The organism is Treponema vincentii (genome assembly GCF_010365865.1).
Taxonomy (GTDB): Bacteria; Spirochaetota; Spirochaetia; order Treponematales; family Treponemataceae; genus Treponema.
This window is the reverse complement of the sequence record NZ_CP048020.1, coordinates 2,837,877-2,858,755: the sequence shown is the minus strand read 5'-3', so window position 1 is coordinate 2,858,755 and position 20,879 is coordinate 2,837,877. Positions and strand designations below refer to the sequence as shown.

The 20,879-nt window shown below is 45.4% G+C and carries 18 protein-coding genes and 1 pseudogene; 4 read left to right on the top strand and 15 right to left on the bottom strand.

Annotated features, from left to right (window positions below; translation table 11 throughout):
• Window positions 1–62: 62 nt before the first annotated feature.
• Genes GWP43_RS13580 through GWP43_RS13570 form a run of 3 tightly spaced genes read left to right on the top strand, consistent with a single transcriptional unit; the run spans window position 63 to window position 5,614 of the window.
• A complete protein-coding gene (locus tag GWP43_RS13580) occupies window positions 63–4,130 on the top strand; it encodes a FlgD immunoglobulin-like domain containing protein (protein ID WP_162664602.1) in 4,068 nt (1,355 codons plus the stop codon).
• Between the two features lie 6 nt (window positions 4,131–4,136).
• Complete coding sequence (locus GWP43_RS13575) at window positions 4,137–4,769, top strand: dephospho-CoA kinase (RefSeq protein ID WP_162664601.1); 633 nt, start codon at window positions 4,137–4,139, stop codon at window positions 4,767–4,769.
• A gap of 8 nt (window positions 4,770–4,777) precedes the next feature.
• Window positions 4,778–5,614: an SPOR domain-containing protein gene (locus GWP43_RS13570; protein ID WP_162664600.1), complete on the top strand. Its 837-nt coding sequence runs from the start codon at window positions 4,778–4,780 to the stop codon at window positions 5,612–5,614.
• Window positions 5,615–5,799: 185 nt separating this feature from the next.
• On the opposite strand, the gene thyX is transcribed toward GWP43_RS13570, so the two are convergent.
• The 3 genes from thyX to trxB are packed head-to-tail and all read right to left on the bottom strand — an operon-like array spanning window position 5,800 to window position 9,289.
• The gene (gene thyX / locus GWP43_RS13565; protein ID WP_162664599.1) at window positions 5,800–6,636 is read right to left on the bottom strand and encodes an FAD-dependent thymidylate synthase; all 837 of its coding nucleotides are present in this window, start codon (window positions 6,634–6,636) and stop codon (window positions 5,800–5,802) included.
• A 32-nt stretch (window positions 6,637–6,668) separates the two neighbouring features.
• Window positions 6,669–8,357 carry a glycoside hydrolase family 3 protein gene (locus GWP43_RS13560; protein WP_162664598.1) on the bottom strand — a complete coding sequence of 563 codons (1,689 nt, stop codon included), beginning with the start codon at window positions 8,355–8,357 and terminating at the stop codon, window positions 6,669–6,671.
• A gap of 5 nt (window positions 8,358–8,362) precedes the next feature.
• Window positions 8,363–9,289 carry a thioredoxin-disulfide reductase gene (gene trxB, locus GWP43_RS13555; RefSeq protein ID WP_203232419.1) on the bottom strand — a complete coding sequence of 309 codons (927 nt, stop codon included), beginning with the start codon at window positions 9,287–9,289 and terminating at the stop codon, window positions 8,363–8,365.
• 108 nt (window positions 9,290–9,397) lie between these two features.
• On the opposite strand from trxB, the gene pta reads away from it, so the two are divergent.
• Window positions 9,398–10,522: a phosphate acetyltransferase gene (pta, locus tag GWP43_RS13550; protein ID WP_230977731.1), complete on the top strand. Its 1,125-nt coding sequence runs from the start codon at window positions 9,398–9,400 to the stop codon at window positions 10,520–10,522.
• A gap of 34 nt (window positions 10,523–10,556) precedes the next feature.
• Here pta and GWP43_RS13545 read toward each other — a convergent pair whose 3' ends face one another.
• The 12 genes and pseudogenes from GWP43_RS13545 to GWP43_RS13490 all read right to left on the bottom strand — a co-directional run bounded on the left by GWP43_RS13545 (window position 10,557) and on the right by GWP43_RS13490 (window position 20,786).
• Window positions 10,557–11,081, bottom strand: coding sequence for a hypothetical protein (locus GWP43_RS13545; RefSeq protein ID WP_162664597.1), 525 nt, complete (start codon window positions 11,079–11,081; stop codon window positions 10,557–10,559).
• 181 nt (window positions 11,082–11,262) lie between these two features.
• Window positions 11,263–12,414, bottom strand: a complete 1,152-nt coding sequence (locus GWP43_RS13540) for a tetratricopeptide repeat protein (RefSeq protein WP_162664596.1) — start codon at window positions 12,412–12,414, stop codon at window positions 11,263–11,265.
• Between the two features lie 318 nt (window positions 12,415–12,732).
• On the bottom strand, window positions 12,733–12,999 hold the full coding sequence (locus tag GWP43_RS13535; RefSeq protein WP_162664595.1) for an RNA-binding regulator: 267 nt from the start codon (window positions 12,997–12,999) through the stop codon (window positions 12,733–12,735).
• 221 nt (window positions 13,000–13,220) lie between these two features.
• Window positions 13,221–14,647: pseudogene (gene hcp, locus GWP43_RS13530) on the bottom strand (hydroxylamine reductase); the annotation flags it as partial.
• Between the two features lie 179 nt (window positions 14,648–14,826).
• The gene (locus GWP43_RS13525) at window positions 14,827–15,666 is read right to left on the bottom strand and encodes a DNA adenine methylase (RefSeq protein ID WP_162664594.1); all 840 of its coding nucleotides are present in this window, start codon (window positions 15,664–15,666) and stop codon (window positions 14,827–14,829) included.
• 206 nt (window positions 15,667–15,872) lie between these two features.
• Window positions 15,873–16,250, bottom strand: coding sequence for a hypothetical protein (locus GWP43_RS13520; protein WP_162664593.1), 378 nt, complete (start codon window positions 16,248–16,250; stop codon window positions 15,873–15,875).
• A gap of 72 nt (window positions 16,251–16,322) precedes the next feature.
• A complete protein-coding gene (locus tag GWP43_RS13515) occupies window positions 16,323–17,378 on the bottom strand; it encodes a hypothetical protein (protein ID WP_162661915.1) in 1,056 nt (351 codons plus the stop codon).
• Between the two features lie 12 nt (window positions 17,379–17,390).
• On the bottom strand, window positions 17,391–17,834 hold the full coding sequence (locus tag GWP43_RS13510) for a hypothetical protein (RefSeq protein ID WP_162664592.1): 444 nt from the start codon (window positions 17,832–17,834) through the stop codon (window positions 17,391–17,393).
• 18 nt (window positions 17,835–17,852) lie between these two features.
• Complete coding sequence (locus GWP43_RS13505) at window positions 17,853–18,767, bottom strand: hypothetical protein (protein ID WP_162664591.1); 915 nt, start codon at window positions 18,765–18,767, stop codon at window positions 17,853–17,855.
• A 12-nt stretch (window positions 18,768–18,779) separates the two neighbouring features.
• Window positions 18,780–19,832, bottom strand: a complete 1,053-nt coding sequence (locus GWP43_RS13500; RefSeq protein WP_162664590.1) for a baseplate J/gp47 family protein — start codon at window positions 19,830–19,832, stop codon at window positions 18,780–18,782.
• A 357-nt stretch (window positions 19,833–20,189) separates the two neighbouring features.
• Window positions 20,190–20,561, bottom strand: coding sequence for a hypothetical protein (locus tag GWP43_RS13495; RefSeq protein ID WP_162664589.1), 372 nt, complete (start codon window positions 20,559–20,561; stop codon window positions 20,190–20,192).
• Window positions 20,562–20,786, bottom strand: coding sequence for a hypothetical protein (locus GWP43_RS13490; protein WP_162664588.1), 225 nt, complete (start codon window positions 20,784–20,786; stop codon window positions 20,562–20,564).
• Window positions 20,787–20,879 lie beyond the last annotated feature (93 nt).

The window sequence follows — 20,879 nt, the reverse complement described above, 5'->3', positions numbered from 1 at the left end:
AACAACATGCGGATATCTCTAATAGTTGAAGTTTTTGAAGGTATCCTATTGAGGAGGCTTTTGTGAAACGAATTGTGTTCTCTTTATGTGCATTATTGTGTACATATACATTCTTGTTTGCTTATAACCCGCCTATTGGAGGGGAATCTGCTAATACGTTCTTTTCTCCCGATTTACTGGGTGGTCAGACAAGCGCAACCGGAGGACCGTTCGGAGATGGGAATCCTGCCGAGTTGGCAACAAACCCTGCCCTTTCGGCGTATGAACAGCGGGTCATTTTTGATCTTTCTTATGCCGCTGTTATCGGGTTTAATAAAAGTACTGCCGGTGATTTTGGATGGAAGGGGCATTTGGCAAATATCGATTTCTTATATCCTGCTCGGTGGGGCGTGATTGCTGCCGATGTTCATTTTTTTAATTCGTCGTTTGCTTCATTGCAATGGGGTACTGCCGCTTCGATGCGGCTTTCGTATTCAAAGGATTTAACGGATAAGCTGGCGCTTGGTATCGGGCTCTATGGTATTGTCGGTACCGGTTGGGGTGTCGGCGCCGACATCGGTGTACTGTATCGGTTTGGTGACCTCGGATTTGCGAAGGATTCAAAAGTCGGCGCTTCAATTACCGGAATGGGTAAACCATACAACGCCGGTAGGGGCGGTATAAAGGGGATGGCGAATACAAGCGGTTTTACCGGTATGTTTACGCCCCGTGTCGGTTTTGCAACCACTTTTATTTCGGTGAAAAACTTTAAGCTTGGTATGGCTTTTGATCTGTCTTTTCCGACATTCCAAAACGTTGTTTTTGATGCAGGGTTGCATATGAAGTTTGCCGACATGGTTACCTTTAAAACCGGTTGGAACTTTAATCTGGTTGAAACACTGAATCACCGGCAAACTTATATACCCTCATTCGGTCTTGCTTGTACAATTAAAATTAAATCAAAAGATGCGAACGAGATGAATGCATGGGAGCAAAGCGATATTACTCCACAGGTCGCTGTTAAACCTTTATATAATAATATCTGGGTAATCGGTGCAGGGGTAAATGCGAAAGTTGGGAAAACCGATACGGCTGCACCTGTTATTAGTATTAGTTATCCTGAGACTAAATATATTTCTCCCAATAACGACGGCGTGCAAGATGTACTAGAAATTCCGTTATCAATTACTGATGAACGCTATGTGATGTCATGGGAATGTGTTTTTGAGAATGAAAAAGGAGAGCGTGTCCGCACAATCGCAAATAAAGAAGCTCGTCCACAGCTGAGTGGAAAATCATTCTTGAAACTGCTGACGAAACCAAAGTCCGGCGTTGAAATACCGAAAACACTGCGGTGGGACGGTATGCTTGACTCCGGTTCGGTAGCGCCAGATGGAACCTACTATTTTACGCTTACGGCTTCCGACGATAATAATAACACGGCAAAAACCGAACGGTATGCCGTGGTGGTTGATAATACGCCACCGATGATTACCGTTACGCTTCCTACCGGACAAAATGCGTTGATTTTCAGCCCTGACGGAGATGGAAATAAGGATACGTTCCTTATCAAGCAAAGTGGTTCCGTTGAAGATAAGTGGACGGTAACCGTTACCGATGCCGGAAATAAGGTTGTACGCACTGCTGATATCGTAAAGGCGGCGCCTTCCGACTTCCTTTGGGACGGAAAAAACAATGCAGGTGAGTTCGTGCCTGACGGTATTTACACCTATAAAATTGCCGCTACCGACCGCGCAGGAAACAGCGCATCACAGTCTGTCCCCAATATCATCGTAGACACTATTAAACCTTCAGTCGGTATTTCCATCAGCGCTAATGCCTTTTCCCCGAATGGGGACGGTGTGAAGGATACTATCACCTTCTCACCGACAATCCCTGTTCAAACAGGCTTACAGGAATGGAAAATCGATATTCAAAATGCAAAAGGAACAACGGTGCATACGATAACCGATGCCCGCATCGCTCCCATCACCTTTGACGGGAAAAATAAAAGCGGAAAGGTGTTGCCGGAAGGCAATTATAAAGCAGTGCTTTCCGCCCAGTATATAAACGGATATGCACCGAGCGAAACCTCGCCTGTTTTTGCCCTCAATGTTACCGCTCCTAAGGCAACGGTAACGGCTTCGACCGCTATTTTCTCACCGGACGGAGACGGAAAGCTTGATACAGTTACCTTTACACAGCAAATGAGCGCCGGCGATACTTGGGCAGCAGAAATTTATGCGCTTGACGCCGCCGGAAATATGAGTGGTAAGCCGGTACGCAGTTTCGCAATTACAAAAGATAATGCTGCGAATTTTGCTTGGGATGGACGGGACAATTCCGGCGCCCTGCTTGCGGATGGAAAGTACGCCTATCGCTTAGTAGGTAAAAATGATGCCGGTAATACCGGATATTCGGAGCCCGTTTCAGTCGAGCTGAATACCGAAAAGGCGAATGTTATCTTATCCGCAAATATGTTGGCATTCTCACCGAATAAAGACGGTGTGCAGGATACCATTGTATTTTCACCAAAACTGAAGTCGAATACCGCTGCCGCATCCTATACTTTCAGAATCTACGATACAACAGGCGCCGCCGTAAAAACGCTTGCAGGGAATGGCGTGCCTCCAGCATCAATCAGTTGGGATGGTATTGCAGATACGGGGGATACAAAAGGTCGACTCTGTGCAGACGGTTCATACTCTGCCGCTATCGACGTAACACTCACCAACGGGCAGACGGCAAAATCGACTCTTCCCGAAATTATGCTTGATACAAAATATCCCGAAGTAGAAATTTCTGCGCCTTATTTGGTATTCTCGACGGATAGTACGGCAAAACGTCCGAATTTACCCGTAACACAAAGTGCTTCTGTAGAAAACTTGTGGACGGGTAGTATTACCGGATCCGGTAATAGGGAGATGCGGAACTTTGCATGGGAAGGACAGGCTACCGATTTTGTGTGGGACGGAACCGATACTTCCGGAAATAAAGTACCCGACGGAACTTACCGCTATACTATTTTTGCGCAAGACCTTGCCGGTAACAGGACAATCAAGTTTCTTGATAATATTGTGATTGATTCGCGTGTGCCTAAGGCATATATCACTGCGGAATTACCGGCATTTTCGCCTAACGGAGACGGAATAAAAGATACGCAAACTTTGACTGTTCATACGACGCTTAAAGATGGCCTTGCTGCATGGTCGATTGCAATAAAATCGGCAGATAACAGCATTGCTACCCCGGTAAAGACATGGTCGTCGGAAAAAGGTAATGCCTTTGCTTCTTCCCTTCAATGGGACGGTAAATCTGATACAGGTAGGGTTGCGGCTGGTACTTTTATTGCAGAGCTTTCTCTCTTGTATACGAAAGGCGATGAACTGGTTGTCAGTACCGCTCCGTTTGTTTCTTCGACAAAAGCTCCTGTACTTGGTGTTACAATGGCGCCCAAATATTTTAGTCCCGATAACGACGGCAACGAAGACGAACTCTTTATTAATCTGTCTGCAAAGTCGGATACACCATTAAAACAATGGTCATTTGAAATCCGTGAACCGGAAGATACTGGCAATAAGCTGTTCTGGAGTACCGGTGGAAAAGATAAGATAACCGAGCAAATTATTTGGGATGGCCGCTCGTTAAAAGGCGAAACCGTACAATCAGCTACCGACTACCCGTATACCTTTACCGTAACCGATGAAGTCGGGCAGATCTCCGTTGTAAAAGGCTATATCCCGATTGATGTGTTGGTTATCCGTGATGGCGATAAATTGAAGATTGCAGTTCCTTCTATTATCTTTAGAAAAAACGCGGCCGACTTTAATGAACTTGAACAAAACGTTGTTGATCGGAATATCAAGGTGTTAACCCGTATCGCAGAGATTTTGAACAAATTCCCTGAATATAAGGTACAGGTTGAAGGGCATGCAAATAATACAAGCGGAACGGAACGCGAAGAAAGAGAAGATCTTATTCCGCTTTCGGGAGCGCGTGCCGATGCTGTCCGTAGGTTCTTAATTGAAAAAGGCGTTGCGCGCGGTCGACTGTCGTCAGTCGGTATCGGTGGTACAAAGCCGATTGCATCGCTTTCGGATCGGGATAATTGGTGGAAAAACCGTCGCGTCGAATTTATCTTGATTAAGTAAGAATGAATGCCACAAAAGATAGCTAACCTTATCGGACTCGCAGGACAGTCCTGCGCGGGGAAAAACCTTGTTGCAGATTTCCTTAAAGAAAAAGGATGTATCGTTATCGATGCCGATAAAGTTACTCATGAGGTTTTGCAGGAACAAAGCGAGGCTGTGATAGCCCGTTTTGCTCCTTATGCCGAAAAACGAGATTTGCAGCTGCGGGGGCAGAACGGTTCATTGGATAGAAAGGCCTTGAGTATTCTACTTTTTTCGGAACCGCCTTTGCTGGCGGAACACGAGGCTTTTATTCTTCCCAAAATTGAAGCACGTATCCGAAATATTATTAATACTGCTTTAACCGAGCAGCCGAATAGGCCGATTGTCCTTAACGCACCGACGCTGCATAAGACCTCCCTAATGCCGGAATGTTCGTTTATCCTTTACATTAAAGCACCGTTCTTTATCAGGCTTATAAGGGGTAAAAGACGTGATACTATTCCACTTTGCCGGTTAATTACCCGTTTTTTGCAGCAAAGAGATTTCTTTGCTCAATACCTTTCGCAAAATGCCGATATTGTAAGCGTGGTAAACGCTCGTTCCGTGCAGTCTCTACGGAAAAAAATCGAGCGTGTGCTGCGCGAAAAGGGTTTTTGAGGACAGCTATGGAACAAAAGAAAATCTTATGGGTTATCCTTTCGGTAAGCTTATTCGTATTGATTATTTTCGGTATTGCACTGTTTTTATATTCACCGTCTCGAAATAGCGCATCGGCGCAGGGCGGAGGTGAAACTATTCCGTATGAAGCATCTGGGAATGCTCTTAATGTAGATCCTGATGCATGGGCGCGAGAGCCTGATAGGGTCGCGGGATTGGATAGAAATGCACCCGCTGCTGCCGGGAATATTATCAATCTGAATAATCTAAATATCATTTCGACTGATGGGCAGAGCGCCCAAACAAACGGGATTGACGTTTCCGATTTAACCGTACAGGCGGGTGATGCCGATGTCTCCGGCTTGCCGAAAGAATTAGCGGAACAGATCGGTATTGATACCGCTCCGGAACAGTCGGAGGAGCGACCTGCCCCTGCAAAAAAAGAAGATGCCTCCGCGCAGCCGCAGATAGCAGCAGCAGTGCAAAATCAGCCGAAACCTGTAGAAGAAAAAAAATCTACAAAATCAGGTGCTTCAGTTACCGTTAAGTCTAAGGCGAAAACATCAGTTAAGCCAGCTGCACCGCAGGTTCAGACTCTCTACTGGGTTCAGACCGCTTCACTTGCAAGCAGGATTAACGCTGAACGTGCACGGGATAAACTTGCTGCGCAGCACATGAAGGTCGAAATCTTTACTAAAGAGACACCTTCCGGATTAACACACCGTGTAAGAGTCGGCCCATTTACCAATAACACCGAAGCAAATTATTGGCTGAATAGTATCAAGAAAATTGAAGGTTTCGAAAAAAGCTATGTTACGGAAGAGAAGGTAAAGAAGAATAATTAAATACAACTATAGGGTAAGTGAGGAAAGGGAGCCGCGTTGGTAAGTAAAACCGGCTCCCTTTTTCTTTTTATATCAAAAGCGCCTCTTTATTCGTGTGTGGAGGAGTTAATACCCTAGCGCTCTGCGCAGGGGGCGTTTATCCTACAAGATTAAAAAAATAGTCTAATGCGATTATCCTGTTTCTCTTATAACTGTTCTCCAGAACGGATTTTTTCTTCAAAGCGCTCGAGCTCTTTGCCTTTAAGCCCGCTTTCTTTGCCTTGCAGCAGATTGCGCACGGCTTCCAATTCGGAGCCGGAAAGATGCACACCGGTTAAGATATGCTTTTCAAAAGATTTTGTTGCAAGTGGAGCCACGCTTCGGCAAATCTCCAGCAGCACAAAGGCGTAATCACGGATTTCCTTTTGAGCATGGCTATCACAACGGAGCTTTAAGAAGTGAAAGAGGTTGTGTAAATCGATTTGCCAATACATTTCCGTGTATGCTGAAAGGGGTAAATTGATGCGGGCAAGTTCCCGCGCCAGTTTTGTATCGATAAGGGCACTGTATTCACGATAGGCGGTCTCTTGCTGTGCGTGCAGGGTATCCCGTATCTGCGTCCGCACCTCAAGCGGAGCGGGTTCGCTCATACGTCCTTGTCGGTTATCCGTACTTTGGAACGCGATATCCTCAGACGCAGGCAGATAACATTCATCCCGCATAATCGAATACCGCCCGGAAATTTCGTTGAGCCGTGCCGTACGGTGTCGCACCCATTGCCGCGCAACAAAAATCGGCATTTTTATATGGAAGGTCAGCACAACCTGCTCAAATGGGGACGTATGCTGATGCCGTAACAGGTAATCAATCAGCCCCGCATCTTCGCGAACGCTTTTCGTGCCATCTCCATACGACACCCGTGCCGCTTGTACAATACGCGCATCTCCGCCGAGATAATCAACCAACCGGACAAAGCCTTTGTCCAACACCTTATATTCTTTATCAAGAATTTCTTCCGCTGTGGGAACAATACAATGAGCCATATCTCATATATCGGTATTTTTCTGTTGCGTACTTAATTGATACCGTCAAGCGGGAGATGTCCCTGCGGTTTAAAATCGCCGAGCAATGCTCCGAAACCCGCGGTAAACGAGACCGGCGCGTAGCTGTAAAGAGCAATCGCCGTGGGTATCTCCGGGATACCGGATAGAAACACCGGCGAAAGGCAGGAGAAAATAATATATCGTTTGTTAGGATAGGCTTTATAGAGCTGCTGTAATACTTGGAGCGATGAATCGTTTGCAAGGCAGAAGATGACAGTATCACTTGCAGCCGCCTTGGTAAAAATGCCGTCCGACAGATTACTCGTTTTGGCGGCGGGAAAGCGTTTTAAGCCTGCCTGTAAAAAAGCGGAATACGAACCGGCAAGCAATATCTTTTCGCCCGGTTTTATTGTATACGGAATGTATTTGCCGCGAACAACGGTAACCGCCCGTGCGGCAAGAGAAAGAAAGAAAGCCTGTCCTTCGGCATCGGGCAGCTTTTCGGGAATCGCATATACATCGGGATACAGCGGTACTGCATTGCCGCTTTTAAAATACCGAAGTTTTGTTTCGATAATTCTGTATGCCGCATCCTTAACCCGCAGCCTGAATGCTTCGTTGGTTTGCATCCGCTGTAAATTTTCCGTCCAAAATGCATCGTAGAGGCGCGGCGTGGTAGAAGATTCGATAATATCGTTTCCGGCCTCAAGCGCAAGTTGTACTGCTTTGGCAACCGTACCGGCATAGCGGATGGCACCGTGCATCATCATGTCGTCAGTGATAACCAAACCTTTAAACCCGAGCTGGCCGCGCAGCACGGTTTGCAGTAAATACTGAGAGAATGAGGCAGGCTCTCCGTGTTCGGATACGGCGGGAAAGTGTAAATGTCCGGTCATAATTGCCGGTACCTCTGCTTCGATAAGGTACTGAAACGGAACCAGTTCGCGGTTGTAAAAGGTCTCTTTGGAGATGGCAATACTCGGTAGCTTGCCGTGGCTGTCAAGCGCGGTGTCTCCATGTCCGGGAAAATGCTTGGCGGTTGTCAGTACGCCTGCTTTTTTACTCCCCTGGACAAAGGCGCGTGCTAAAATTCCCGCCGCCTCCGGCGATTGTCCGAAGGAGCGCGGCCCTATAATGGAAGATTCATGGTTGGTATAGAGGTCTACCGTCGGTGCAAAATTGAGATTGATGCCAAGCGCTGAGAGCTCGCGGGCAATATAAAAACCTTCGTAGTAGGCGTCTATCGGATAACCGGAGGCGCCGATAGCGAGATTGCCGGGAGTTTCCGACGTGCGTCCTTTAACGTGCCGTATCCAGCCGCCTTCCTGATCGGTTGCAACAAAGAGTGGAATACGGAAGCGGGTACTATTGGCTTTTTTTTGTAAAAGGCTGATTGCCTTCGCAAGTTCAACGCTGTCCTCAGTATTCCAGCCGAATATCTTAATGCTGCCGAGACTCCGCTCGGTAATCCAGCTCATTAAAAGGTCGGTCGGCGCCTGCCCCGCCCATCCGAACATGAACGTTTGAGACAGTAGCTCTTCGTCGGTCATCGCCTCCGTAATCCGGTCGGCCAGTTCCGCGGCGGGTACGGGGTCGTAAAAGTTAGGCAGGGGTTTAAGACCGGCGACTTGAGTTTGAGCATTCAGTTGAGTATTGAGCTGTAGTAAAACCGGCAGCGCGACGCCGAACAAGGCGGCGGCAAAAAGATGTTTACGGTGCAAAGCGGTTAACTGCGCAGGGTGTCGATGTAAGCTGCAGCCGTATGAGCGGCAATCGCGCCGTCCGCAACTGCGGTAACTACTTGCCGGAAAGACTTTGCGCGCACATCGCCCGCCGCATAAAGCCCTTCGATAGAGGTACGCATATCCTCATCGGTAACGATATATCCTGTTGCATCCTTTGTTGCGTCGGGGAATAATTCCGTTCTGGGATTCATACCGACAAAAAAGAAGACTGCATCACAGGCAAGTTCCCGCTCCTCCTGCGTTTTTACGTTCCGCAGTACAACGGCCGTTACCTTATCGGTTCCTTTAATCTCCGTGACGGTCGTATCAAATACCGCGGTTATATGAGGATTGTTCAATGTTCGGGTAACGAGCGCTTTTTGCGCACGGAAGGTGTCACGGCGGTGCACCATCGTAACGGTATCCGTCAGATTGGCAAGAAAGAGCGCTTCATCGCAAGCGGCATCCCCTCCGCCGACTACAACGATATGTTTGTTCCGAAAGAAGGGGCCGTCGCAGGTAGCGCAGTACGAAACACCTTTGCCTTGCAGTTCTTTTTCTCCCTTTACACCGAGGCTGCGATGCTCCGCCCCCGTCGCAAGGATGACGGCAAGCGCCGTGTAGGTTGTCCCGGCGGTTCGCACGGTAAAAGTTTTATCTCCGTTTTTTGTAACGGCTTCCGCCTTATCGGACGCAAACTCTGCACCGAAGCCTATCGCTTGTTTACGCATATTTTCAGCAAAGTCGAAGCCGTTAACCGGTTCCGCGTATCCGGGATAATTTTCGAGCGAATCGATTAAAACAGCCTGTCCGCCCGGCGCTTTTTCTTCCAGCACCAATACTTTTAAGTTTGATCGGCACGCATATTGCGCCGCAGCCATACCCGCCGCGCCGGCACCGATAACGATAATGTCATAATTTGTATTCACTGTTATAATGTACGAAAAAAGAAACTCTTGGTCAATTGAACGCGCGCCTTGCAGAAAAGGCGGTAAAATAGTACACTCGAGCCTACATTTGTGACTTGGAGGTTTATTATGCGGTTTGTTCAAATAATGAAAGACAAAGCGAAAGAATATCACAATCGCTTGGTTTTGCCTGAAGCGACGGAATCTCGTACCCTACGTGCGGCTCGTGCGCTGGTTGATATGCAAATTCCCGCGGAATTATTTTTAGTTGGAAAGAAGGCTGAGGTCGAGGGGGCTTGTAAAAAGTTAGGTGTGTTAACCAATGGGTTTACTATTATCGATCCGGAGCATTCCGAATGGACGGAAGATTTTGCTGCAGCGTTATACGAAAAGCGGAAGGCTAAGGGAATGACCCCTGAAGAAGCAAAAAAGGAGATGCACGATCCCTTACGGTTTGCGGCAATGATGCTGGCACAGGATAAAGCCGATGCAATGGTTGCCGGTGCAGAGAATACAACGGCAAATGTACTGCGTGCAGGACTTACCATTGTCGGAGTAAAGAAAGGGGTTAAGACCGCCTCCTCTTGCTTTATCGTGGATACCAAAAGTACCGAATGGGGAACGAACGGGGTATTGATTTTCTCGGATTCCGCAGTTATTCCTAACCCCACCGCCGAACAGTTAGCGGATATCGCAACTGCGGCTGCTGAAAGTTATCGTGCTTTTGTCGGGCATGAGCCTGTTGTTGCGCTTCTTTCATATTCGACGAAGGGTTCAGGCGGCGATAAAGATGAGAGCCTCATTAAAGTACGTGAAGCTGTTAAGTTGTTGGATGAGCGAAAGGTAAATTTCTGCTATGACGGTGAGTTGCAACTTGATGCCGCACTCATACCGGAAGTCACTGATAGAAAAGCACCCGGTAGCCCTATCCGCGATAAGGTAAATACATTGATATTCCCCGAGCTTAATTCCGGAAATATCGGATATAAGTTGGTTCAGCGCTTTGCAAAAGCCGATGCTTATGGCCCCCCCTTTATGCAGGGATTCGCAAAACCCTTATCGGATCTATCCCGTGGCTGTTCGACCGAAGATATCATTGTAACGGCAGTGGTAACACTCGTACAGGCTGGTAAAAAAATAAATCTGAGCTGCCCGCTCGTGCAGATGGTTTACGCCCCCAACGCTCTGAGTCGGGAAATATCGATTTTAGGAGAAGGATTTCCACATCAGATGGCTACTACATCAATACCGTAGAATAGCATCTGATGTGTTTATACCGCTACCCGGATTAAAATTCATTATCAAAGATAGGTGATTCGAATAAACGATCTAGCTCCCGTTCGGAGTAGCGTTTGGAATTTAGAAAATTTTCTTTTACTAGCTCTCGCGTTTCTTTATCTAAAACAAGCCTCTTTTCATCCCGTAGATAAACTACCAGGTCTTCAAATACCGATAATGGAAGCCACGGGAAGGCAATATCAAAAATATTATACCATGCATAGTATTGCTTCATATTTTCATCAGTTAATAATACCCCCTGATCTTTTAACCGGTCGCGAGTTACGGGGTGAATGGTAAATACCTTTTCATTTAATAAATTGCAATAATCCTCGGCAGAGAAAAAAGCGCCGGTTTTTCTAATCAGTTCGGTCTTTTCAACAGATGGGACATCAGCTAATATAGAGGCTGTTACAAAATTAAGCCCTTCATGGCTAATTTTGCTTAGTTCTTTACCTTCGCTTTCTGCCAAAGTAAGGCTTTCCTTTAACAGTCCTTTTTCTAAAAGCGGCTTTAAAATATCCATGGCTTCCATGGTTTTCAGTATAACCGAAAAAATAATAAAAAACCAGTCTATCTTCTTTTTGTGTACAATTTTTTTAAATGAAATTTTGTACTTTTTTAGGAAAGACGGGCAGTCGAGTTAGAACTGTCACAGAAAGCGATGGTTCTAAGAGAAAAGATATAAGAAGTTTCTGATTCGACCGCCCTGGTATTCAGCGGAGGGCATCAGCTTTTAAAAGCCAGCGATAAAACTCCATGCCGCTAACCGGTTTGTCGGGTTCAAAGTTTTTGCCGTCTGTAAGCGGCACGACGTCTTCTTCTACCGTACCGACTATCGCGTCAAAATAAACCCCGTCCATCATCACATCGGGGATGGGGAGCCGCCGTTTACTGGTATAATAGCGCGTGTATCTCTTCAACCGACTTTCATCATTACCGACAATCAAATGCCATAAAAACAGTGCGGCATCTTTTTTCGACGCAAGATCCTTCAAAACATTACGCTCCGGATGGTACCACCCATCTTTTTGCAGATATTCGGCGAGCAGCGGTGGTTTCCATTCCGCCGTACCGGTTATAAAATCCAGTGCATTCGTAGAATCTTGCGTAAGCGTTGCCATTTCTACTAATGAAAGTTGAGGAGTTTGTAATATCTTTTCAGAAGATTTCCGAATGGAAGCTCCGTCTATTGTATAGAGCTGTAAACTCTGCTCTCGCTGTTTGCCGTAAAGCTGTCGGTACCCTTCGGGTAAAAATGAAAGAGAAGCGTCAAAGGCTGCGAGTGCATTCCGATAATCCTGTGCTGCGAAATAAAGTCCTCCGAGCTCCGCCTTCAGCCGATAATAGGTAGGATTTTGTACGAGTCGCTCTTCCAAATATGCTCTCCGTTTTTCCGGATCGGAAATAAGACGCGCTGAAACCAATTGCACATATTCATCATATTCATTTTGTTGCTTGGCCGCAGCTAACTGCTTACGCGCTTCGTTAGGTTGCCGTTGTAATAAGTATACGTCTGCAGAGAGCGCATGCAACCTCGCCAAATATGACGAATCGGTAGACGGTTCCCGCAGAGTGGCTTCGATATCAGCCTGCGTCCGTTTAAGTTGTTCGGGATTATACTGGATACGCTGCGAAACAATAGTGGCCTCAAGTGTTTCAAGCACCTTTTCACGGGCAGATCCCGCCCCACCTGAATAGCGGATATCCGTTTGTACCGAAGCGCAAGAAATGCTACATAGGGCGCAGAAAAGGGTTATCACAGCCATAATCAGCGGTATGACCGATATCGATTGTATCCAAGGCTGTGTATCAGCTGTATGCTTAACAATCTTGTATCGGAAAAATTGAACGTTATGGTTAATCATAGCTCAGCTCCTATCAATTTATAGCAGATTTTATCCCTGGACGCTGTACCGGGAGAATATTGATTGATCTTTATCTTACAGAGGAAAGTCAAATTATTCAATGATGAACTTTCACACAGGGGGGGGCAGATTGTATTATTTAAGTATGGAACGATAAAATATTTTTGTGATAAATGAGCATCTCTAAAAGCTGAGATTTTTAGAGATGCTCAAATCATAAATGGTAACGATATAGAACGTATTGCTGTGTTCTACACCGTAGTCACGGTATAAGCGGGATATTAAAGATTAGAGGATTCTTATCCTTTATAGAAGTAATTAGGGATAAGTTCGGCGGGGTTTTTCCTGCGCGACATTAACGCGAAGGCGGCGTCCTTCGAACTCTTTTTCGTTTAATTCTGCAATAGCATTTTGTGCGGCACCTTCGTCGGCCATTTCAACAAATCCGAAACCTTTTGAGCGGTTGCTGAACTTGTCTTTAATTACAACTGCTGAAACGACTTCACCGTAAGTTCCAAATAAGTTGGTCAAACCTTCTTCCGTGGTTGCGTAGTTTAAATTTCCTACATAGATTTTTTGAGCCATACTCAAATCCTTTTACCTTTTGCGGTACTAAATATTGAATCCATACGGAAACAATCTCTATGAGACCTTTATTTGATTATGTAAGCTGAACTTTCGGCTCTATCATTAACAGAAACAACGATCACGTAGATAAACTACTGTAACACAGTTACGATAAACGGTCAACTAACCAATGCATACATAAAAAAAGGCTTACGCACTTTCGTACGTAAGCCTTTGTGTTATGCAAAAAAGCGTTTGAGGTCTTCGTCCACAGAAGTAATTCCCGCAAGGCCAAACTTGCTAACCAAGACTCCCGCTACATTTTTTGATAGGAAGCCCGGGAGCGTCGGACTGAGGTGGATATTTTTTAACCCGAGGGATAAAAGCGCTAAAAGAACAATAACGGCCTTTTGTTCATACCATGCGATATTGAAGATAATCGGTAAATCGTTGATATCACTCAATCCGAAAATCTCCTTAAGCTTTAAGGCAATGAGCGCGAGTGAGTAGCTGTCGTTACACTGTCCTGCATCCAATACGCGTGGTATACCGTTTATATCGCCGAGATTAAGCTTGTTATAGCGGTACTTAGCGCAGCCTGCCGTTAAAATAACCGTATCTTTCGGAAGGGCTTTCGCGAAGTCGGTATAATATGACCGCGCTCCCTGCCGTCCGTCGCAGCCGCCCATAACGATAAATTTTTTAATAGCACCGCTCTTTACCGCTTCGACAACTTTATCGGCGAGGGCAAACACTTGTGCATGGGCAAAACCGCCAATGATTTTCCCTGTTTCTATTTCTTGAGGCGGCGGACACGTTTTCGCTTGTGCAATAATAGCGGAGAAATCCTTGTGTCCGTCTTTATCAGCTTCGATATGTACACAGCCGGGATGTCCTGCCGCATTTGTCGTGTACATCCTTGTTACGTAGGAGGCTTTCGTTGGAATGATACAGTTGGTTGTCATTAGGATGGGGGCCGTTAAAACTCGCAAAGTCAGAAGTTTGGCGTGCCCATGAACCGCCGTAGTTTCCTGCCAGATGCTTGTACTTTTTTAAGCCTGGGATAATAATGTGCAGGAAGCATTTCGGAATGTGTATAAACGTCTACGCCTTGGCCTTCGGTTTGCTCAAGGAGCATTTCAATATCGCGCAGATCATGACCGGAAACCAAGATACCGGGGTTTTTCCGTACCCCGATAGAAACCTCCGTCATTTCGGGGTTGCCGTAGGTTCCGCTATTGGCACTGTCCAGTAAAGCCATTCCCTTTACACCGAATTCTCCCGTTTTCAGTGTGAGTGCAACCAACTCATCAACGGAAAGCGTTTCGTCGATTAATACGGAGAGCGTTTTTTGGATAAACGCATCTACTTCTTCATTCTCATGCTTTAGGATATTGGCATGCTTCATATATGCACAAAGCCCTTTCAGCCCGTAGATAATCAACTCTTTAAGAGCCCGCTTATCTTCATCCTTGGTTTGTAAAATGCCGATTGTCAACGCCTTTGCAAGCCGTGCAGAGGTATCGGCACCGATAAGAGCATCGATTTCTGCGTCCGCTTCAAGTTTTGCTTCTTTTCGCAAAGCTGCAATTGTTTCGAGGGTAAGCGTATTCTTTTTCTCAATCGCATCGGGATCAAAGTTAGCATTGGTAATTGTAACAAAGAGATTAGTAGTTACAAGGTGGTTGTAACCGCTCGGGCGAACTAGGAAAAATTTTACACATAGAATAGGAAAAACAACGGCCGTATTTTACATCGATATTAGGAATTGAACCGCCTATAAAGCAGATTTAAATGACCGGAAAAGCACCCTTAAAACGGATTTTTAAGGATGCTTTTTTGATTTTAAAGGCTGTCGGTATCGCTGTTTACGATCCGCTTTTGTGAGCCTTTCAGGTCTACCGATATAGGATAATTGGCCGTCAATACCTCTACCTTGTGGCGGGGTGTTTGTGCCCGGTTAGTCATAGAGCAAGCCATCTCTATTTCAACCGTATGCCATTTATTCCGTTTAATGCATTCTTTTAATGCAGGGTTCCGATAGGAACTCAACAAGAATTTACCTTTAATTTCCTCCAATAAAGCAAGCAAATTGTCAAAATCTTCTTGGCTATAGCCGTCATAATGCCCTTGATCTGCACCGACATACGGCGGGTCGATATAGAAAAATGTTTCTTCCGTATCACGGCTTCTGATAATTCTCAAGGCATCGCAACACTCAATCTGAGTATTTTGCAGCCTTATCGCGTATTCTTCGGTAAAACCTTTCCGTTTATTGGCAAGTTTCTTGCTTGCCGTACCGGATCGGTCATATCCAAATACGCCGTCCAGCTTACAACCGTATGAAATGTTTGCAAGCATCCATACAGCCCACGCCCGTTTTATCCTGTCAAACATATCGGGGTTGTCATAGATAACCTGCGCTTGCCGGTGCTTCGCCCTGCTGTGCAGCGTTATGGCAATCTCTTTTTCCAAAGCCGAAAAGTCATTTTTGACAACTTCGTAGAAGTTAATCAACTCGCTATTGGTGTCGTTAATGACTTCAACCTTAGACGGCTTTTTTGCGAAGTATACTGCAGCTCCGCCTAAAAACGGCTCGCAGTATATTTTGTGTTCCGGAATAAGTTCCAGAATAATGGGGGCAAGCGTTTGCTTGCCGCCGTAGTACGAAATAGGTGTCTTCATAAGCCTATAGCCTCCACATAATATGTTTCAGGCTAAACCTGACGGCATGATGACCCGATAATCAAAGTACCCGAGTACGAGGGTACGGGTTAAGATTAGGGGAAACCCTGAAGGCGGATGAGACGCCTGCCCGGTGCCGTTAACACCGGGTTCTTGCCCGTGTTTTACGGTATCCTTAACGAATAAAGATACCGTTTTTATTGCGATTAAAGTGCACTTTCCAGCTCGCTGATTTCTTTCCGCCATGCTGCGCGCTGTGCGATTTTGTCGGCATACTCTTTTGTTGTTGCGCCACCTTCGGCAATTTTAGCAGCGATATAGTCCGTTTCTGCAAGGTTCTTTTTAAGAACGCGGATTTTTTCAATTGCTTCCTCGCCGGTCTTTTCGGCATCAGTCTTCCCTAAGAAGATTCTGCCGTCGATAAGGCGCACAAGGCCGTCGGCTGCATAAAATTCTTCTTCCGTAATTGTCATATCAGGTTGACTGATGCCGTCCATGCTCTCCATAGCCGACAAATCAGTATGATGAATGACTGCATCTCCTTTTATCGCTAAGTAGACCTTTTTTGTAGTGCTGTCTTCCATACTTAATACTCCTTATATTATTTCCTCTGCCGGCGGCATTACGCCGCCGGATTAAAGCTACATTTCTGTACCTTAACAGGTACAGAAAGCCGGGGCAACGCCACCGTAGTCACCACTCGCAATGATGCGGTAGCTACCACCACTGAAGTTGATACCGCAAAACCACTTGGAGTCCGAGGCCACCGGCGTTCCTTCCCACAACCAAGCACGGAGACCGTTATATGTTTTGACACGGTAGAATGAAGAGTCGCGATAGATAGGATATTGAATGTTAGTATTCCATGTAATTTGATCGTCTCCATAAGTAGGAACTCCAAACACCTCTACCTCGGTAGGCAAGAAAACAGTATCTGTTACAAAGGCACTATTGCCTTTTATTGAAATAGCCCGACTGATTGTATATAAATAACCGCTTGAACCAAGCGCATTACCCAATCCGACCGCAAAAACTCCATCAAGATAATTTTTTAACTCACTCGTCCCATAACCGCCTGCATTTGTATCTGTCGCATTCATTCTTTTTTGCAATACGACATTACGGAACGTCCAAAGAATATGATTCTTTTTATTCCCATCTTGATTGCCACAGTAGATATAATGATTAAATCCCGAAATAACAACGCGCAGGTTCCGGTAGGTATCGTTCCATGTGTAAGTAGTGCCGTCAACCGTAAGACTTGGCAAATCAAGATAATCACCAATCATCAGCCCTGAAAAGTCTGCTTTTCCTTCGCCGTTGCATTTGTTATGTAGGATTTCCATAACTTCAGCTACTGTGGTTTTCCCAAAAACGTCAAGAAGATTTCTGCCGTCAGTGCAGCCGCCGTGAGATGTCAATTTAGCAAACATTGCGTCCACATTCTGATTTGTAGATATATCAGCTTTCAGTTTAGTGAGCTTCGAGTCAATCTCTTGTTTCGTATACGCACCGGTTTGCTCTGCTGTTACGTTGTGCGGATTGACGACTGCTGCATGCTGTTCATAGGTCTCTTTCAGATACTTTGTACGGTTTGCAAGTTGTCTCCCCTGTACGTTATCGATGCCGTCTTCCCCGCCTTGGAGCGGGTCGTCAAGTTCGTACTGGTAGATGCCCTCTTCCCATTTTGCCTCTTCTTTCAAATTCGCCATGTATTTACCTCCTTAAAAAATCCAAGTCCAGCTGCCTTCGATGCTGATATCCGCTTCTTTATTGATGGGCTTTGTCCGTACCTTTCGGCATAACAGTGTTCCATCAACCGACAAAAGTCCAAACTCAATAATTGCCATACCGTTGTTTTCGTCAGTGTTCAGTAGCCAGTTGGTCTGTATCTGTCCCATGTCCGGAAATTCAAAGCCTACAACATCTTTTACAAATGCGTTTGTGATAGCGGTATCGCCGATGACAGGATCGGTACCGTTTGTACCGAATGCGATTTTTGCAATTGCTCGATTTACGCTGTCTCCGGCAAAAAGCCGTGCTGCTTGATTGCGGGCACCGTTTACAATGAGGTTCTTGTCCCGGTAGCGTTCGATAACTATACCGTTTCGTTTTACCGTCATTTCAAAAATCCCTCGAATCGGGAAGGGATCTTTTATTTTCTGCATAGTATATGCCTCCTTTATTTATACAGCGATAAGACTGCCGCCCATCCGTTTTATACTGCCGTTTCTTATCCGTATTTTATTGCGTATATAATGGTACCGTAGACCGACTTTTAACATATCTACTATTGAAGTGCCGCTTGTTGTCTGGTTTTGCCATATATCTGATGCTGCCGTCTTTACGCGTACTGTTGTCAGTAGGTCAACCAATCCCGATCTACGCTGTATCGGTATCGATATCTGATCTATTGCAGCAACACGGCGTTTCTTTGAACGGGTTTGTACAGCGCCATCCCGTTTTGCAGCCCCATCACGAAAAAGCCGAATATAGCGTGTCGATAACACCGTATGCCCATCACGTAATACCTGGCCGTTCCGAAATACACGGTTTGAAGCAAAATGCTCAGATTCGATACGCTTTACACACTTCTCGTCTGTATCCGTAAACGGAAGATGTTCGATATACTTCATCCAATCGCCAAAGGTAAGCCTGATAACCGGATTTAAAAGCTCGTCAAGAAATTGCCGTACCCATTGCCGGTCGCTTTCGGATATATCCAGAACCTTGATGTATACATTCAAAAACGATTCTGAGAGTACATACCGATTACCGAAGTGCGCTTCAAGCTGCGACATGATATAGCCGCGCTCCCCCGCTTTAGATAGAAAGAATGAAGCTGTTGCAACACGGTTTCTAAACTCTTGCTGCCCGTCATGTAATAAATGCGGAATAAGCAACGCTTGCCCGTGTTCTTCAAGTTTTTTTTCATCTGCCACATACGGGAAGTGTGCATTAAATGCAGTCAGCGCATCTTTCTTTATTTTTACACCGACATCTCCTATAGTCTTGAATATGCTCCGGCGGTTCTTTTTTTGTATACCCGGCGGGGCAATTGTTTTCTCAATCAGCTCGTGTATCTCGTTTGTATCACTCATCGGCTTGTACCATTATGCTATTTTTCTCACTGTAATGTCGGAAGCAATAATAACGTTTGAATCAGGGGCTTGAACGTCCCGTGCGGGAGAAATGATTTCAAGGGTTTTGACGGCAAACGGTTTATACAACTCGTATAAATCTTTAACAGCAAAGCGCCCGCCGATACCGAGAGAATCAACATATTTTTTCGCCACAAGCTCGATATCCGCTTCTACAGCATCGCCTGAATATTCAATAACTATTTCAATGTTGGTAACAAGGGGAGCTTTTACCTGGACATCAAAAGCCATCAGTTCATGCAGGTAAAGATTCATCTTTACCTTTTCAATAAGCTCTGCCGTTGGAAGTCCTGTTACTGAAACAATAACAATATCCGTGCTGCCTGCTCCGCGCGGAGTGCGGATTATCTTCGCTTCACGAACCCCTGCTACTTCTTCTGCATAATATTTATACGTTACTTTTGTATCTCCGAGAGTCTGGCTTCTCCAGCGGTTTTTAATTCGCTCACGGTAACTGTCATCGCTTTCACTATTTTCGCCAAGCGCTTTTTGCCAATTCTCTTTGACCTCTATTCCGTCAAGTCCGCGGATAACCCGTGTTGCCCGCACCGCAAGCCCTGCACCGATATTGTAATCGCTTCCTGCAAATTCTGCTTGCACAGGAATGGCAAAAGTGCTGTCAGCGGTAAAGGTAACTTTTTCGGTTACTTTGTATCGAAGCGCTGTTCCTTCTACGACTATCCACGTTCCCGAATCAATGGAACCTGAACCATAGGCTCTGCCGGTAAAGTTCCCACTTGCTTTATTATCACTTTTCCGTACAACACCAAGGGCAAGCCCCCAGAATGAAAGAAAGATACCGGTTGCTTTATCAAGTGATGCATTCGCATAAATCGGATTTATCGCCGTCTTATAGATAAAAAAGACAACACTTGCAATTACTTCGATAAACCCGCGTAAGACTCCGGTCGATTTAAAGTTGGTAAGTCCGGTATTTTGTTTTGCAATCTCAACAATATCATCTCGTATCTCATGTTCCGCTTTATCTATCCAAGTATTCTGCATTCATTTTACCTCTTATATTCTGTTTGTGTGCTTTTTGTACTGTATTGCTCTTGTATAATACGGTCTTCTTGTCTGTGTGCTTTCCATATCCAATAACTATAAAACAGCTGTAGAATGGGACAGAACAGCAGTGCCACAATTGCAAATAAAAAAAAGAAACCATAATATAAAAAATGACCGGCGCATTCCCATACTTGTGTAAAACTATATCGGTATGTGTAGCACACCCGTCGAATATACGGGCTATTTATAACCTTTGTTAAAAAGAGATAATCAGCATAGCTGAATTTCTTCTTTAAAAAGAAAAATGAGTGGGTGCGTATTCTCTCAATAAGTTTCATTTCATTCTTCCCCTTTTCATTCCTTTGTCTTTCGTAAATCATATTCAAGCATTTCCGGCTGTACTTCCCCAATAGGAGTAAAGACAAGCGCAAATACCCCGTCTGCCTTTTGGTATGCAGAAACACTATCGGGGTCAACCCGTACATCATCCATTGCCACCCGCTCAAGTTCAGCAATAACACTTGCAGCATCGCTATTATTGTCGTTTAAGAAAAGCGGCATTGTGCTTCCCGTCTCCTTATCCCAATATAGTGAATCTTTTATCACTTTCAGTGATTGCGCTATATCTTGCGCTACCATTGCAGCGCCCGATATAACTTTCACATCCCCGTCAGCGGTAAAGACAATGTCATCATCTTGCAATAAAAAATCCGTGCCCCAGTCCATTTACCTCACCTTAATACCGACAGGATTAGGAATTCCTTTTGCCGTCCCTGCAACCTCTACAACAACCGTTCCCGCCGGTATTTCCGCACATTTTATCTGATCGGTAATCGCCGCCGCTATTTTTTCCGCATACCATTCTTTCGTCTTAGGCGTACCCGATGCGGCCGCTTCCATCTCGGTAAAAATAATAAGCAATTCTGCTTTAAGTTTGCTTTTACTTAACATCGTTTTACCTGCATTTAGTGCAAACGAATAGTGATATGCGTTGCAATCCATATAATGATGTCAACGAGCTTCCATACAGCAAGCGGTATTAAT